The 13,672-nt window shown below is 69.4% G+C and carries 15 protein-coding genes and 2 pseudogenes; 8 read left to right on the forward strand and 9 right to left on the reverse strand.

Translation table 11 applies throughout. From position 1 onward, the window contains the following. The 3 genes and pseudogenes from I8N67_RS39160 to I8N67_RS39170 all read left to right on the forward strand — a co-directional run. Positions 1 to 172 (forward strand): annotated as a pseudogene (locus tag I8N67_RS39160) (ISKra4-like element ISBeg3 family transposase); the annotation flags it as partial. Between the two features lie 377 nt (positions 173 to 549). Then, positions 550 to 2,526 carry a M20/M25/M40 family metallo-hydrolase gene (locus I8N67_RS39165; RefSeq protein WP_200309066.1) on the forward strand — a complete coding sequence of 659 codons (1,977 nt, stop codon included), beginning with the start codon at positions 550 to 552 and terminating at the stop codon, positions 2,524 to 2,526. 52 nt (positions 2,527 to 2,578) lie between these two features. Continuing rightward, positions 2,579 to 4,594 carry a M36 family metallopeptidase gene (locus tag I8N67_RS39170; protein ID WP_200309067.1) on the forward strand — a complete coding sequence of 672 codons (2,016 nt, stop codon included), beginning with the start codon at positions 2,579 to 2,581 and terminating at the stop codon, positions 4,592 to 4,594. Between the two features lie 22 nt (positions 4,595 to 4,616). Here I8N67_RS39170 and I8N67_RS39175 read toward each other — a convergent pair whose 3' ends face one another. Beyond that, positions 4,617 to 5,666, reverse strand: a complete 1,050-nt coding sequence (locus tag I8N67_RS39175; RefSeq protein ID WP_200309068.1) for a polyprenyl synthetase family protein — start codon at positions 5,664 to 5,666, stop codon at positions 4,617 to 4,619. 12 nt (positions 5,667 to 5,678) lie between these two features. Then, positions 5,679 to 6,185, reverse strand: a complete 507-nt coding sequence (locus I8N67_RS39180) for a hypothetical protein (protein WP_200309069.1) — start codon at positions 6,183 to 6,185, stop codon at positions 5,679 to 5,681. Between the two features lie 112 nt (positions 6,186 to 6,297). Here I8N67_RS39180 and I8N67_RS39185 point away from each other — a divergent pair, with 112 nt between their 5' ends. Then, a complete protein-coding gene (locus tag I8N67_RS39185; RefSeq protein ID WP_200309070.1) occupies positions 6,298 to 6,606 on the forward strand; it encodes a hypothetical protein in 309 nt (102 codons plus the stop codon). Between the two features lie 77 nt (positions 6,607 to 6,683). Here I8N67_RS39185 and I8N67_RS39190 read toward each other — a convergent pair whose 3' ends face one another. Both I8N67_RS39190 and I8N67_RS39195 read right to left on the reverse strand, forming a co-directional pair. Continuing rightward, positions 6,684 to 6,845, reverse strand: a complete 162-nt coding sequence (locus I8N67_RS39190) for a hypothetical protein (RefSeq protein WP_234046996.1) — start codon at positions 6,843 to 6,845, stop codon at positions 6,684 to 6,686. Next, positions 6,842 to 7,891 (reverse strand): hypothetical protein, encoded by a 1,050-nt coding sequence (locus I8N67_RS39195; RefSeq protein ID WP_200309071.1) that lies wholly within the window; start codon positions 7,889 to 7,891, stop codon positions 6,842 to 6,844. The genes I8N67_RS39190 and I8N67_RS39195 overlap by 4 nt, the downstream gene beginning before the upstream one ends. Before the next feature lie 153 nt (positions 7,892 to 8,044). On the opposite strand from I8N67_RS39195, the gene I8N67_RS39200 reads away from it, so the two are divergent. Next, on the forward strand, positions 8,045 to 8,218 hold the full coding sequence (locus I8N67_RS39200) for a hypothetical protein (RefSeq protein ID WP_200309072.1): 174 nt from the start codon (positions 8,045 to 8,047) through the stop codon (positions 8,216 to 8,218). A 24-nt stretch (positions 8,219 to 8,242) separates the two neighbouring features. Here the strand turns inward: I8N67_RS39200 and I8N67_RS39205 are convergent, their stop codons facing one another. The 4 genes from I8N67_RS39205 to I8N67_RS39220 form a co-directional block, all read right to left on the reverse strand. Next, entirely contained in the window at positions 8,243 to 8,473 is a 231-nt protein-coding gene (locus I8N67_RS39205) for a hypothetical protein (protein WP_200309073.1), read from the reverse strand. 149 nt (positions 8,474 to 8,622) lie between these two features. Next, positions 8,623 to 8,835 carry a hypothetical protein gene (locus I8N67_RS39210; RefSeq protein WP_200309074.1) on the reverse strand — a complete coding sequence of 71 codons (213 nt, stop codon included), beginning with the start codon at positions 8,833 to 8,835 and terminating at the stop codon, positions 8,623 to 8,625. Positions 8,836 to 8,935: 100 nt separating this feature from the next. After that, positions 8,936 to 9,412, reverse strand: coding sequence for a hypothetical protein (locus I8N67_RS44805; RefSeq protein ID WP_372443902.1), 477 nt, complete (start codon positions 9,410 to 9,412; stop codon positions 8,936 to 8,938). Then, entirely contained in the window at positions 9,400 to 9,558 is a 159-nt protein-coding gene (locus I8N67_RS39220) for a hypothetical protein (protein ID WP_200309075.1), read from the reverse strand. The genes I8N67_RS44805 and I8N67_RS39220 overlap by 13 nt, the downstream gene beginning before the upstream one ends. Positions 9,559 to 10,237: 679 nt before the next feature. On the opposite strand from I8N67_RS39220, the gene I8N67_RS39225 reads away from it, so the two are divergent. Both I8N67_RS39225 and I8N67_RS39230 read left to right on the forward strand, forming a co-directional pair. Then, positions 10,238 to 11,332 (forward strand): hypothetical protein, encoded by a 1,095-nt coding sequence (locus I8N67_RS39225; protein WP_200309076.1) that lies wholly within the window; start codon positions 10,238 to 10,240, stop codon positions 11,330 to 11,332. 326 nt (positions 11,333 to 11,658) lie between these two features. Beyond that, positions 11,659 to 12,121 (forward strand): annotated as a pseudogene (locus I8N67_RS39230) (transposase); the annotation flags it as partial. A gap of 174 nt (positions 12,122 to 12,295) precedes the next feature. Here I8N67_RS39230 and I8N67_RS39235 read toward each other — a convergent pair. After that, positions 12,296 to 12,742 carry an anthrone oxygenase family protein gene (locus I8N67_RS39235; protein WP_200309077.1) on the reverse strand — a complete coding sequence of 149 codons (447 nt, stop codon included), beginning with the start codon at positions 12,740 to 12,742 and terminating at the stop codon, positions 12,296 to 12,298. 89 nt (positions 12,743 to 12,831) lie between these two features. On the opposite strand from I8N67_RS39235, the gene I8N67_RS39240 reads away from it, so the two are divergent. Continuing rightward, on the forward strand, positions 12,832 to 13,410 hold the full coding sequence (locus I8N67_RS39240) for a TetR/AcrR family transcriptional regulator (RefSeq protein ID WP_200309078.1): 579 nt from the start codon (positions 12,832 to 12,834) through the stop codon (positions 13,408 to 13,410). Positions 13,411 to 13,672: the final 262 nt, after the last annotated feature.

Raw genomic sequence — 13,672 nt, forward strand, 5'->3', positions numbered from 1 at the left:
GCTGGACATCTCCGGCGCTCGTCGGGGGCTCGTCGGAGCCGAGGCTGTCCTCAAGCTCCGTGCCGTCATGAGCAACGGCGACTTCGAGACCTACTGGCGCTTCCACCTCGCCCGCGAGCACGCACGGGTCTATCTGGCCCCTGACCTGGATGAATCCACCTTCGGCGCCTGATCAGGACCCTCCCCCGAAACGGTCCACACCCAAGTGTCTGCCTGCACTCGAGGGTCGGCTCACGCGTAGCGTACTTCGAGGTCGCTCGCGCTCCGTAGCTCCTTCAACTGTCCAACGCTGAACGGCATTCGCCTACATCCGCCTACATCCACGGGATGCGAGCGCGCAACCGAAGGCGGACGATGGAGTGGTCGGCCAGCCCATTCCCGGAGTGGAGTGTGTGGCAGTGGGCGGCCGCCGCGAGGCCGTTCACGGTTTTCCTTCCGTGCCGCGCCACCCGCTCTCACATCCCCTGGCTCTCGAACGGCTGTCGCCGCCTGGACATTCGCTCGGTCACATGCCGATTCCGGACCGGTTCACTTCGTGGAGGCACTGAAATGTCCGTGCTCTTCTTCGACATAGGAGCGACCCTGGCGGATGCCCGGGAGGAAGCGGACGGTTCGCTGACGTTGCTGCCCCGACCACGTGTCCTCGCCGTGCTCGACGCCTTCCCCGACGTACGCAAGGGCGTCATCTCCAACCCGGGCTCGGGTGAAGGCGCCGCGGAGCGGGCCGCGTCGGCCTTGCGGGAGGCGTTCCCCGGCCGTTTCACGGACGCCGCGCTCATCCATTGGGGCCCCAAGAACAGCCGGGAGATCTTCGACGAGGCGGTCGCCGGCACGGCGGGCGACGGGATCCCGGCCTCCGCAGCCGGCGAGTGCGTCTTCGTGGGCGAGGACCACCAGGAGCGCGCGTTCGCCAAACAAGCCGGGCTGCGTACGGCGGCCCACCCCGTGTTCACCGGCGCCGCCCTGGAGAACCGTCCCGTCCTCTGGGCGCGGATCGAACTGCCCGAGAACCGGGGCCTGTCCGCCCTGGAGGCGGTCGCGAACCAGACCGAAGTCGTTCCCGTGCACATCGCCTCCGCCCGGCTCGTGCTGGCCATGGCGAGCATGCGCGGCGCCGCGGCACTAGAACAGGCCGGGTTCACGGTCGACCTGCGGGGGCCGGTGGACGACACGGCCGCCTTCCTGATCCGCGACGACCGCCCCCTCACTCCCGCTCAGGGCTTCGCGGACGCCCCGGACAGGGCGACGACACGCGCCACATCCACTTTCGGCGTCATCGCCGCCGAACTCGCCGGCCCCACGGCCCCGCCGCTCCTCCCGCTGGGCCCCGCGCCGGGCGGTGTCTACCTCGCCGCACCCGCCGGCGCCCCGATCGAGGACGTCCACCTGCCGGGCGCGAAGCCCGGCCACACCGAGCGCCTGCTTCCGGACCCGGCGCTCCTCTCCCGCCCCGGCGAGGCGTGGGCGCAAGGACTCGCCGCCGGTCCTGCGGAAGGCCTGGCGGAGCCGGGCCCACCCGCGTCGGCAGCCGGTGACGGCCGCCCCTCCCCGGAGACGATCGCGGCGGTACGGGCGGCCGTGACCCCCGAGGTACTGCGCGGCCATGTCGCACGCATCTCCGGTGTCGAGCCGCTCGCAGACGGCGAGGCACTGCTGGTGCGCAGCCGTGACGCGTCCGCCGCCGACAACCCCCGGGTCGTCGAGGCGCTCGCGGACCGCTTCCAGGACCTCGGCCTGACAGTACGACTGCACCGGTTCCGGTGGCGCGGACGCCGGTTGTGCAACGTGGAGGCCGAACACCGTCTACCCGGGGCGGACTCCACGGTGCTCATCACCGCGCACCTGGACTCCACTGCCTCCAGCGGTGAATTCGTCGACGCGAACGGCGACCCGCGCCCCTACGACCCCGCCGTGGACCCCGCACCGGGCGCCGACGACGACGGCAGCGGAACCGCCGCCGTCCTGGCCGCGGCCGAGTGCCTGCACCGCTTGCTCGCGGAGGGCAGGACACCGACCCGGAACGTCCGCTTCGTGCTCTTCAACGCCGAGGAACAGGGCCTGGTCGGCAGCAAGTTCTACGCCCGGGCCGCCGCCGCGGCGGACGACCGCATCGCCGGTGTCTTCCAGATGGACATGATCGCGGGCCGTCAGCAGGGCAGCACACCCACCGTCGAGATCCACGCCGGTTCCTCGGTTCCGGGTCCGGTCGTCGGCGCTTCCGACACGCTGGGCGCTCTCGTCGCGGACACCGTCCCCGCCATCGACCCCGCGGTGACGGTCCAGCAGCTCACGGGTCCCTTTGACCCGGCGATCGGGCGCAGCGACCACGCGAGCTTCCACGAGCGGGGGTGGGCGGCCATCGCCGTCTCCGAGGACATCTTCGCTCCCGACGGCGGGCCCGGCACGGGCACCCGGCAGTACCACACCCCGGGAGACACCCTCGTCGACCAGGATCACAGCCCGGAGTTCGCGGCCACGGTCGCCCGCTCCGTCACGGCGACCGCCCTCACCCTCGCGGGACTGTGACTCGTAGGACAGCCGAAAGCCGGGCCTCGCGCCCGCGACAGGAGCATCCGTCATGACACAGCTGATCGACAAGCGGGATCTGGAGTACGACCGGCTCGCCCGAGTCCCGGGCGCCGAGGCGTTCCTCGCCGAGACCGATCGCGTGGCGGAGTCGGTGCACCACACCCTCATCGCCGAGGGCAGCAAGGTGAACCGCTTCACCGGGCACCTGACCGAGCTACGCGTGGAGGGCGCATCGGCCGGCCTCGCCGACCGGACAGGCGCCGAAGCCGCCGACGGCGACTACATCGTCCGGGCCAAGGAGTACCTCGCCTCGGTCTCCGGGGCGATCGGCTTCGCCGCCGGAGAACCCGCCGAGTTCGAGGCCGATCCGAAGGTGATGGCAACGAGTGGCGGCATGCGCGTGGTCAGCCTCCAACAGACGCTCAACGGCATCGATGTGTGGGGCATGGCTCCCAAGGTGTGGCTGCGCGAGGACGGCACGGTGGACAGGGTCGTCGGCGACACGGCGAGCGTGCCGGGCAACGTCCCCACGATGCCGGTGGTGCCGGTCGAGACAGCCCTGGCCGCAGGCGCCGCGAAGGCCGCCGAACCCGTCACGACAGACGGCCTCTTCGGCACCGACGAGCTGCCGGCCATGGACGTCTCGGGCGGCTTCCGCCGGCTGAGCTCCCAGGCACGCAACGACCAGCCGATGACGTTCGACAAAGGCGCCTTCGACGAGGCGATCCCCGCTCGGCTCGTGTATTTCTACATGGGGGACGCCGTCCGTCTCGCCTGGTCGTTCAGGTTCTCGCGCGAGAAGGGAGCCGTGCAGTACCACGCGCTCGTGGAGGCCGACGCGAGAACGCCGGACAAGGCCGCCCCCCAGGTCCTCTACCTCCAGGACCTGACGAACCATGTCGTCGGAGGACTGGTGTTCCGGCAGAACCCGGCCGAGACCGGGTACGCCCTGGCTTCCTTCCCGCTGCCGCTGACCGACTATCCGGTCGAACCGCCGCCCGACCCGTTGCCCGGGTTCCCCGGGCCATGGGCCAAGCGGCACAACGGGCAGGTGGCGACCGCCGGGAACAATGTGCAGGCCGTCGACGGGGACACCGGTGAAAGCTTCAAGGTCGGCGTCGACACGTCGGGCAACGGGGTGTTCGCCCCGAACCCGGACACGCCGGAGCAGCTCGTCACCAACATCTTCTTCTTCTGCAACTACATGCACAACTTCTTCGTGATGCTCGACTTCACGGAGGAGCACGGCAACTTCCAGACCGTCAATTTCTCGGGCCTGGGCCAAGGCGCCGACCCGGTCGTCGCCCTCGCGCATCCCGGGCCGGTCTTCGACACGGCCAACATGCTCACGCGCGCCGAAGGTCTGGCGGCGGAGATGAACATGGGTCTGGTCGCCGGAACCGGACGGCACACGGCCAACGACGCACACGTCGTCTTCCACGAGTTCATGCATGGTGTGAGCAACCGGCTCGTCGGCGGCCTGCACGATGCCAACGGCCTGCGCGAGGAGCAGTCCCGGGCGATGGGCGAGGGATGGTCGGACTACTTCGCGCTCACCATTCCCAACTTCTCCCAGGAACGGGAGCACACCGTCGTCGGTGACTGGGTCGTCGATGACCCGGGCGGTATCCGCCAGCGGCCGTACGACGACCGCTACCCCGGTGGCTTCGGGGACATCGGGCAGATCACGGGCGGGCTCGACTACACGAGGATCCACAACGTCGGCGAGATCTGGTGCGCCTCGCTCATGGAGATGACCCGCCGGATCAGCGCGGAACTCGGCAGCAAGGAGCGCGGCTACCGGGTCGCCTGGCAGGCCGTGGTCGACGGGCTGAAACTCACCCCGAAGAACCCGTCGTTCCTCACCGCCCGTGGCGCGGTCCTGCGGGCCCTGAAGGACCTCAAGAGCAGGGCGTTCACCGAGGCCGAGTACCCCGAGGTCCGCAAGGCGGCCTGGGGATCCTTCGCCCGCTACGGCATGGGCTTCGACGCCTTCTGCCCCAACGCGTCCTTCACCGGCTGCCGGGCCGGCAGCCAGCTGCCCCCGGCCGGACACGAGGACTGAAACCCCGGGGCGGGATCGCTGTTCAGCTGTCCCGCTCCACCATGTAGAACGGCAGGTCGAGCAGGAATTGCTTGTCCTCGGAGTCGGGATTGTCGTCGAACGCCTCGAGCGCCTCCCTGTGAGCCTCGTCGGCGAGGGCCCTCGCCCTCGCCCGTACGGTCTCGACGCAGCCCGACGCGAGCAGTTCGTCGCGCACCGACTGCACCTCGTCCTCGGTGCGGGCCGCACGAGTCCTGCCCAGGAAGCGCTCCATCCGCGCCCGCTGCGCGGCGGTACAGCGGCGCATGTATTCGATGAGGACGAGCGTGCGCTTGCCCTCCCAGAGATCCCCGGAGATTTCCTTGCCGTACCGCGAGTAGTGGCCGGTCAGGTTGAGCAGGTCGTCCTGGATCTGGAACGCGGCACCGAGGTAGCAGCCGTAGCGGTCGAAACGGACCGTCGCCTTGTGCTTGCCCTCCGCCACGAGGGCGCCGACGCGACAAGGGTGGATACACGTGTACCAGGACGACTTCTTCATGCACATCCGGTAGTAGTCGTCGTCGACCAGGTCGCCGGCGTTGTTCCGGATCCAGCCGACTTCGATCGCCTGTCCCTCCAGTGAGTGGCGCATCATCAGCGCGGATTCCTGGAGGATCGCCCACGCGAGGTTGGGTCCGAGTGCCCACCGGTTGGCCATCAAGTGCTGCAGTGCCAGGAGATTGGTCGCGCTGCCGACGTTGACCGCGACCCCGAGGCCGTACTCGGCAGGCAGCGTCGGTGCCCCGCGGCGCATCTCGCTGCCGTCCTGCACGTCGTCGAGGATGAGGAACGCGTTGTGGGTGAGCTCGATGGCGACCGCCGAGTCGATCGCCTTCTCGATGTCGCCGCCGAGCGCCCGACACACCGCCAGGCACAGCGCCGGGCGCAGACCCTTGCCGGATCGGCTGGGGTAATCGCGCACGAGGCTGTACAGCTCGTCCTCCGTCGAGTCCGGAATGTCCGACAGCAGTCGCGCGATCGTGAGGTCGCGGTAGCTCGCGAGGACTGACTCCACGGCTGAGGGGCCGAGGCCCACGCCCGGTTCAGCGGTCATGGATCGCCCCTCTCAGGCGCTGGGCCGCGGTGGTTCGTCACCGGAAGCCGGTGCGGGATCCGGTGCAGGGTCCGGTGCGGGATCCGACGCCATCGTGTCGCCGGTGGCCGGCGAGGGGCCCGGGGGTGGCGGCGTGGTGAAGCCCAGATTCGCCAAGGTCTTGGCCGTCGCGGGCGCGTTCTCGACGAGGTTCATCGTGGTGTCGACCACGTCGTGCGCGTCGGTGGACATCCGCGACACCAGCGACTGGACCTCGTTGGTCTTGAGTTCGGAGAACATCTCGGCGGCCATCGCGATGAGGTCGTGCACGTCCTTGCGGACCCGGCTGCTCAACAGCTGGAACTCGTTGGGGTCGACCTTCTTCGTCGCCGCGTACTTCTTCTGCATGGTCGTGGCGCGGCCCGAGCCTTCGGTCAGCTCCTGCTGGAGGATCGTGGCTGCCTGTTTGACCACCTGGGACACCGCGCGAGACAGCTCAAGGCGCTCCGGATCGACTCGATTGAGGTGCTCGTCGGGCATGCGATCTCCTCGCGCAGAGAAATGTACTAATTATGGTGATACGAGTGATCGTAATGGAACCCGTCGATGAGCCCGTGCAGCAAACCGCCGCTTCCTCGACGGCGCCCGCTGGATGGAAGCAGACCTGCTGCCCGACCCGCGCCGTGCAGAGGCCTTCCTCGCCACCATCCGGCTTGCCCCTGCCCAGGCCGACAGTGTGGAGCGGCCTTATGACCGCCAGGAGGGCCGCGCCTTCCCGGCCCTGCTGGAGCGCCTGACCCCGTGCCTGCCGGCCCCCGCGTCCCCGAGCCATCTGCCCGGGCACGGGTTCGAGCAGGCCCAGGCCGGGCCCACCACGACCGTGTCCTGGCCTCTCTCCACGGAACTGCGCGACCGCCTCGAACAAGCCCGCCGCGATCAGAAGAAGGAGAACCCGTCCTGAGACGGTCCGCGAATCCAGTCCCCTGCCTGACTTCAACCTGCTGGCGCGTCTCGGCGGCGGCGACCTGACTGACGTGCTCAGCCGGCCAAGGTGCCGGTACGCGCGGCGAACTCTTGAACGCCCTCGAGCCGGGTCGGTCCGTACAGCAGCCCGGCCGTCAGCGCCCGCAGCGCCGGACGGCGTACCTCCTGGGCCGCCTCCTGCTCGACTTGGCGCAGCGCCGCGAATTTACTGATCACCTCGCCCGAGTTCCCGCCGTCGGGGACCACCTCTCAGCCTGCGTAGCCGGTCCTGCCTGCGCAGTTCCGCCTGCTAGTCGGCGATCGGAAGCTCCCAGGCAGCCCCGGGACGCTCCTGGGCGAGATGCAACACCGTCTGCACGTCCAGGGGGCCGACTGCCTCTGGCTCTGCTGTTGCCCAGCCGCAGGGTGGCCCAGCGCGCCATGGCGGGGTCTGCATGCACCTGACGGAAGACCTTCTCTTCGGACCCGTGGTAGAGCAGGAGCGCCCAGAACGGGAGGAGGAGCGTCATGACGGCGATGAAGTACAGCGCGAAGTACTGCTTCAGGTGGGTGGGCAGGACGGTGGAGGGGCCGGACGGGTCGACCAGCACGGTGGTCTTCGTGCCTTCGTCGCTGCGCAGGCTCTCGTGGCGCTCGTGAAAGGTGCGCCCTTCGATCGTCCAGGTGTACAAGCAGTTGACCGTCGTCTTGGAACCGAAGGGCGCGTCGCAGTCGTTGATCGCCGCGGTCACCTCTGACCGGTTCTCCGCATAGTCCCCCTGATTGCGCAGGGCCATGCCGACCACGTAGAGGGGAACGGCGAAGGCCAGGACGGCCAGGAAGGGCGCGATCCGGTCGGTGCTGATGGTCTCCCTGTCGGCGCCGAGCCGTTTGAGCGCCCGGGAACGCGGCCAGCCGGCGATCACGGCCGCCGCGCCGACGGTCTGCCAGCCGCGGATCCGCCACACCGCGCTGTCGCCGAACAGCGCGGTGCCGACGAAGGCCGCAAGCAGACCAAGCACGCCGGTGAGCGCGCACGCAGCGATCAGGCGGCCGCTCCACCGTACGGTCAGCAGCGTGAAGGGCGCCGGCTCGTGGGCCACCTGCTCAGCGATCAGAGCCTCGATGAGGGCAGCACTCCCTTGCAGGACGTGCACATCGTGCTTGAGCCCGTTCGCCCTCAAGGTGAGATCGTCCCGTTCCCCATGGGCATTGAGCAGCTCCTGCCGAAGCTCCACCACCTGGTCGTCGGACCGCTCCACCCAGCTGCGCGGCAGCGTCATGCGCTGCCGTTCCTCCAAAGCCCTGGCCCACTCCTGGACGTGCCGAACCCCGGCCGGCGCAGGGCCCGGGCGCATCCGATGCTGCCCGACAACCACGCTTGCCCACTGGGGTTCTGACACACGGTCACCTATCTCACGAAGGAACAGCCCGTCATGACCATGCTCGCCCTGCTGACCATCCTGCTGCTGGTTCTGGTCGGCCTGCTGATCGCCGGCGTCCTCACCTACGCCGTTCACCGTCACCCGAAACTGGCGCAGCCGTTCACGGTCGGCCTGACTGCTCCGGCCCTCCTGAGCGCCATAGTCGCCGCGATCACGGCTCGGTGAACCGCGGCAGGTCCGACGGTCGGGTCACGACTCGCGGCGGTAACCCGCGGCGGGCCCGTTGACGCCGGCGCCGAACTTGTCACGGATACGGTCGACGGCGCCTTCGGCCACGAGCCGGGACGCGCGAGCCCGGTCGAAGCTGATCTGCTCGACAGCGTCGGCGCCGTCGACGAGGTCGTCGGCCTTGAGGGCGAGGCCCCATAGGCGGCCGCGCTGGAGACCGGCCGCGTCCATCAGCTGGTAGGCGAGGCGCAAGGTCGTCCTCGTGCGCGGCCGCCCGTACGCCGACGCAGTTCGATGATGGTGGAGCAGCGGCCGAAGCGGCACCGAACGCGGTCAGTCTGCGGGTTGGCTATGTTCACGAGAATGGGTTCTGGATCACTTCGTGAAGCGGTAACTGATCGTCACCTGACAGATGTCTTCGAGGCGGCCCAGATACCAAATACTCCTCCCAGCGCCGGACCGGCCCATATCGCGATGGCCGCGGGGACGGAGAGCGAGAGGTCCCAGATGATCAGGGCGGTGATCAGCACGCCCAGCCACAGCATGTGCAGCGCCGCAGCGGTAGTCACCTTGCGCCGTGTACTCCACTCACGCGTTGCCAACGTCGGTCGCATACGTTTCCCTCCCCGCGTCCGTCTGCGCTTCGGCACGCGTCCTGGGACTCGCGCGACATCCACGGCCAGAACTGGATGGTCGTGATGCTCGGCCAGGTTGTCATGCGAGGAGGACTCGCTTGCGGAGGAGCGCGAAGCCCGCGTGGCCGAACATCTGGCGTTTGAGCATCTTGATCCGGTTGACGTGTCCCTCGACCACGCCTGAGTTCCAGGGCAGGGTGAGGCCGGCGATCACGGCGTCGCGGTCACGGTCGATGCCCGCGGCGAGGGTGTGGAGTCTGGGCTGGTCATCACCGGCGAGGCCGGCGCCGGTGATGACCAGCCGGGACGGCTCCAACTCCCGGTAGTAACGCAGAACATCGCTGAGACGGCCATCGGGAGCGGCACCGACGGCCTTGTCGGCTCGCTCCGGAAAGTAGCGGAACGCCAGATCGATGCGGTGGCCACCCCGGCCGAGGAGTTGCTTGACCTGGTCCGTCTCGGGAGGAGAGGACCGCTGCTGCCGGGTGGCAGCGACGGATGCCGCGTGGAACTGCTTGGACAGCCACAACGCCACTACCAGGGTTACGACATGCATCCCGAGAAGGATGCGACCCACGCGGCGCGTACGAGACCCAGCCGGAGCCAGGTGTCGATGGCGTACCGGCTGCAGGTGGCGAGCGCGGGGCCTCGCTCGCGCAGCCGGCGGAGGAACTGCGCGGACTGGGCGAGGCAGTAGCGCACGTCGGCCGCGGTGTAGGCGACAGAGGGCGGCCGGGGTGGTGCTTGCGGCGCAGTCGGCGCAGGTAGAGCCAGGTGACGAAGGCGTGCAGGAGCAGACGCTCGACAGGATCGGTGGTGCTCTTGAGGAACTGGGAGACCCAGCGTTCCAGCGCGGCGAGTTGCTCGTCGCGTTCGGGACACCTGAGTGGCGACGAGGATCATGCGGAGCAGGCGGGTGCGCTCAGCCGGGGCGAGCTGGTCGAGCATGTCGTGGGTGACCGGCACGCCGGCGTCGCGGATCTGGTTGAGCAGCGCCGCCCGCCTCGGTCTGTTCAGCCACTCCAGTACTGAGGACGGCTTGCCGCGGGCCAGGTCACAGAAGAAGGGTTCCGCCGCCTCGGGCTCCCCGGAGTGTGACGTGGCCGCCCCCGCGAGGTCTGGCGGGGGCAGCCACGGTGCCGTAACCGACTCGACGCCGTTTGACCGGACGTCGCGTGCATGAACATCCGATCCCCCACGGATAGGCGAGCGAGCCCGGGCCAACTGGTCGGTCTGACTGAGCGCTTCAGTTGGCCAGTTGAGAAAGGGTGGCGCGCCCACACCGTCCGCCCGGAGGCCTCGATGTCAGCGCTCTGTGTCATTATGCGGACGCGTCCCAGGGGAGTGGGCCGCGACTCTAGTGACTGCCAGGGGGTTCGGGATGGGCGCGGGTAGGGAGCCGGACGGCTCGTCCAGGTCCGACGAGGAGTGGGAGCGGTTTCTGCACGAGTCGGTGGCGGGTGCCGCCGACGCGCCCAAGGAGCCGTCGGCGCGGGCCCGCGACGTGGCGAAGCGGCTGCGCGCGGAGCCCGGCCGCGGCCCGGAGGGCTGGCGCAGCTACACGCCCGGGCGGCCCAAGCGGCGCACGGGCTGGTACGTGGTCGGGCTGCTGGCCTCGCTGGTGCTGCTGGTGGCGGCGCTCGCGCCGGGGCGGACACTGAACCTGTTCGCCGGCGCCGACTCCCCGTCGCTTGCGGCCGAGACCGCCCGCCCGACCCAGGTACCCCCGGCGGAGGCGGCCCAACGCCCCACCACTGAGGAGCCGTTCCGCGGCTCGCCGGCGGCGAGCTGGGCGAGCGGAGCGGCGGGGATCACCGTGCCGAAGGCCGGGGCGGTCGGCTGGATGAGCGCGGCCGAGGTCGAGCGGGCCCTCGCCCGCAGCCGAGACTTCCTCGTCGCGGCCGGCCTGGACCACGGGGTGCTGCGGGGCGAGCGCCCCAAGAAGGCGATTGCACTGATCAACCCGCACCAGCAGGACGTCCAAGACCTCCTGAAAACCGCTTTCCGAACCCCGAGCGAAAAGAACGACCCCCTCCTCCTCTTCAGCCGCTTCCAGCCCTCCCGCACCCACCTGGTCGGCGACGTCGTGAAGACCCGAGGCCGGCTCACCTACCGGGAGGGCGAGCGCGGCGCGCTCCAGGTGACCGCCGACGTCACCTTCGTCTACCCGGTCACACGCGCGGACTCGGGCGGCGACGACGAGATCGTGCGCACGATCGTCCGGCGCGAGCTGGTCCTGAGCTGGGACGACCCTGACAAGGTGATCACCGAGCCGGGCACGTTCTCGATCGTCTCGTACAAGTACGACATGACCAACGGCGGCTGCGGCACCCCCACGGGCTACTTCGTCCCGCCCTTCGGCACGGACCGCCGGGTGGACGAAGCCGGCACGGAGGTCGACCCGTACGACCGCAGCGCGCCGGTCGGGCAGGGCGAGTCCTCTGGGGACGAGTGCGGGAGGGCCACGCGGTCCTAGCGGGCGTTACTCGGTGGCGGCCACCCAACCCCGAGGGCGATGAACATCCAGCCTCCGATCCACTCCCGGTGTCGGCACCAGGCCGGTCGGCCGAGCACCGCGCGCAGCCGGGCGGCGACATGCACGAGCGCCGGCCAGTAGACGATGCCAGTCGCGACATCGAGGGCGCCTAATCAGCCACGTCCGGTACGCGGCACCGGTTGCGCTGGACAGTTCCGCGCTCAACGGCCGAGTGCAATGCTCGATGGCCAACTAGGGCGCGTATCGGGTCGTGATCAATGAGCGGTTCCCCTCGCGCTGATCTTCGATCCGGTAGATCGTCTTGCATGACACGTGCCCAACTGGCCGACGTGGAGTGGGAGTTCATCGAGCCGTACCTGCCGATCGGCGAGTACGGCCCGCATCCGGTGCGGCTGCGGCAGCAGTTCGAGGGGGTGCTGTGGCGGTTTCGGACGGGCGGGCAGTGGCGGGAAATGCCTGCCGAGTTCGGTGCCTGGTCGACCGTCCACAACCGTTTCCGGCAGTGGCGCGACGCCGGTGTCTCCACCGAGGAGGAGAGGCTGCCCACCTGCGCAGGCGCGGCATCAAGGCCGTCATCCCGGAGAAACGGGACCAGGCCGCCAACCGGAAAAGGAAGGGCCGCAAAGGCAGGATGCCCCGTCGAGCGCCCGATCAACAAGCTCAAGGCGTGACGGGCATCGCGACCCGCTACGACAAGACCCCGGAAAGCTACCTCGCCGGGCTTCAATGCGGGCCTCGGTGATCTGGATCAAAGACCTCACCCGAACTCGAGCCGAGAGCGGAGAGCCGAGAGCCGCGCAGGTCATCGAGGACGTGGCTGGTCGGGATCGCAGTTGTGGGCTCTCGGCGGCAGCCGCATTCCCGGATGTCGGGATTTCGGTGGCCGGCTGCCGCCGAGGGAGTGGGGATTGCGCGCCACCAGCGCGGTGTCGGCCCGCGAGCTCAGGCGAGGGCGGCGACCAGCAAGGCGAAGGCGGCGATGATCACGGCGACGCGGACGTAGTGGAAGCGTTCCCAGCGGTTCATCTGCTCCTTCCAGTCCTCGGGCCGGTTCTCGGGGGTCCACGTCTTGTTCCGGTTGTTGATCGGGACGAGCAGCAGGAGCGACATGATCACGCTGAAGAGCAGCAGCGCGCCGGCGGTGACGACGAGGCCGGTGCCGTGGTGGTGCCATCCGGCGATGGCCCAGACCGCGACGAGGACGAGTGAGCCGATGTACCAGAACGGCATCACGGCGCCGAGCATCCGGCCCCCGTGGGCGCGGCCGAGCTGGCCAGTGTCGTCGGGGAGTGCGTTGAGGATCGGGTTGAGGACGAAGGCGACGGAGAACTCCACCCCCACCATCACTCCGACGACCACGGTGGTTATGACCTCAAGTGCGTTGAGCATGACGGCCCCCTGAAATCTAGTGTTGCTAGATGATGAGGCAACACTAGATCTGCTGGCGCTTGTTTGTCTAGCAGTGCTAGATTCGAATTATGTCGGTACAGGAACGCAAGCAGCGCGAACGGGCGGACCGCGAGCGCCTCATCGTGGCGACGGCCCGTGAACTCGCCGAGCGGCAGGGCTGGGACGCGGTCACCACCCGCCGGCTCGCCGAGCGCATCGAATACAGCCAGCCCGTCCTCTACAGCCATTTCCGCGGCAAGCGCGAGATCATCGGCGCCGTCGCCCTCGAAGGCGCCGCCGAGATGGCAGCGGCTCTGCGGGCCGCGACCTCCACCGCGGACGGCCCGCACGCCCGGGTCACCGCCCTCGCCCGCGCCTACCTCGACTTCGCCGCACGCAACCCGGCGGTCTACGACGCCATGTTCGAGCTCGACGGCGGCCTGGCGTTCGCGGACGAGGACACCCCGGAGCCGCTGAAGGACGCCTTCGCCGCCCTGCTGGAAAGCCTCGGCGAGGTCGCCGGGGACGGCGTCCACCCGGGACTGTTCACCGAGGTGTTCTGGGCGGCCCTGCACGGGCTGGCGACCCTGACCCGGGCGGGACGGCTGCCGCCGGAGTACACCGAGCGGAGGACGGAGCTGCTGGTGGACCGGCTCGCCATGCTCTGACACACCATCCCGGCGGGCACACAGCCGGTGTCCCCGGACCCCGCTGTCTGCCTGCGGCATCGCTCCCGGTCACTCGCTGTGCCTGAGCATCAGGTATTTCTCCTCTTCGCATCACCGTGGACCAGCGGCTCTGCCGGGCGGTCCCTCCGCTTCGCGGGCGTAGCGATCAGCGGAGTCGGTGCAAGCCGATCGCCTTCGGCCGCTCCCAGCCCTTCGGCAGAGGCCGATCGGAGCAAGCGGAGCGTCTCCTGGGCGACCGGAC

The sequence above is a fragment of the Streptomyces adelaidensis genome (assembly GCF_016598475.1).
Classification (GTDB): Bacteria; Actinomycetota; Actinomycetes; order Streptomycetales; family Streptomycetaceae; genus Streptomyces; species Streptomyces adelaidensis.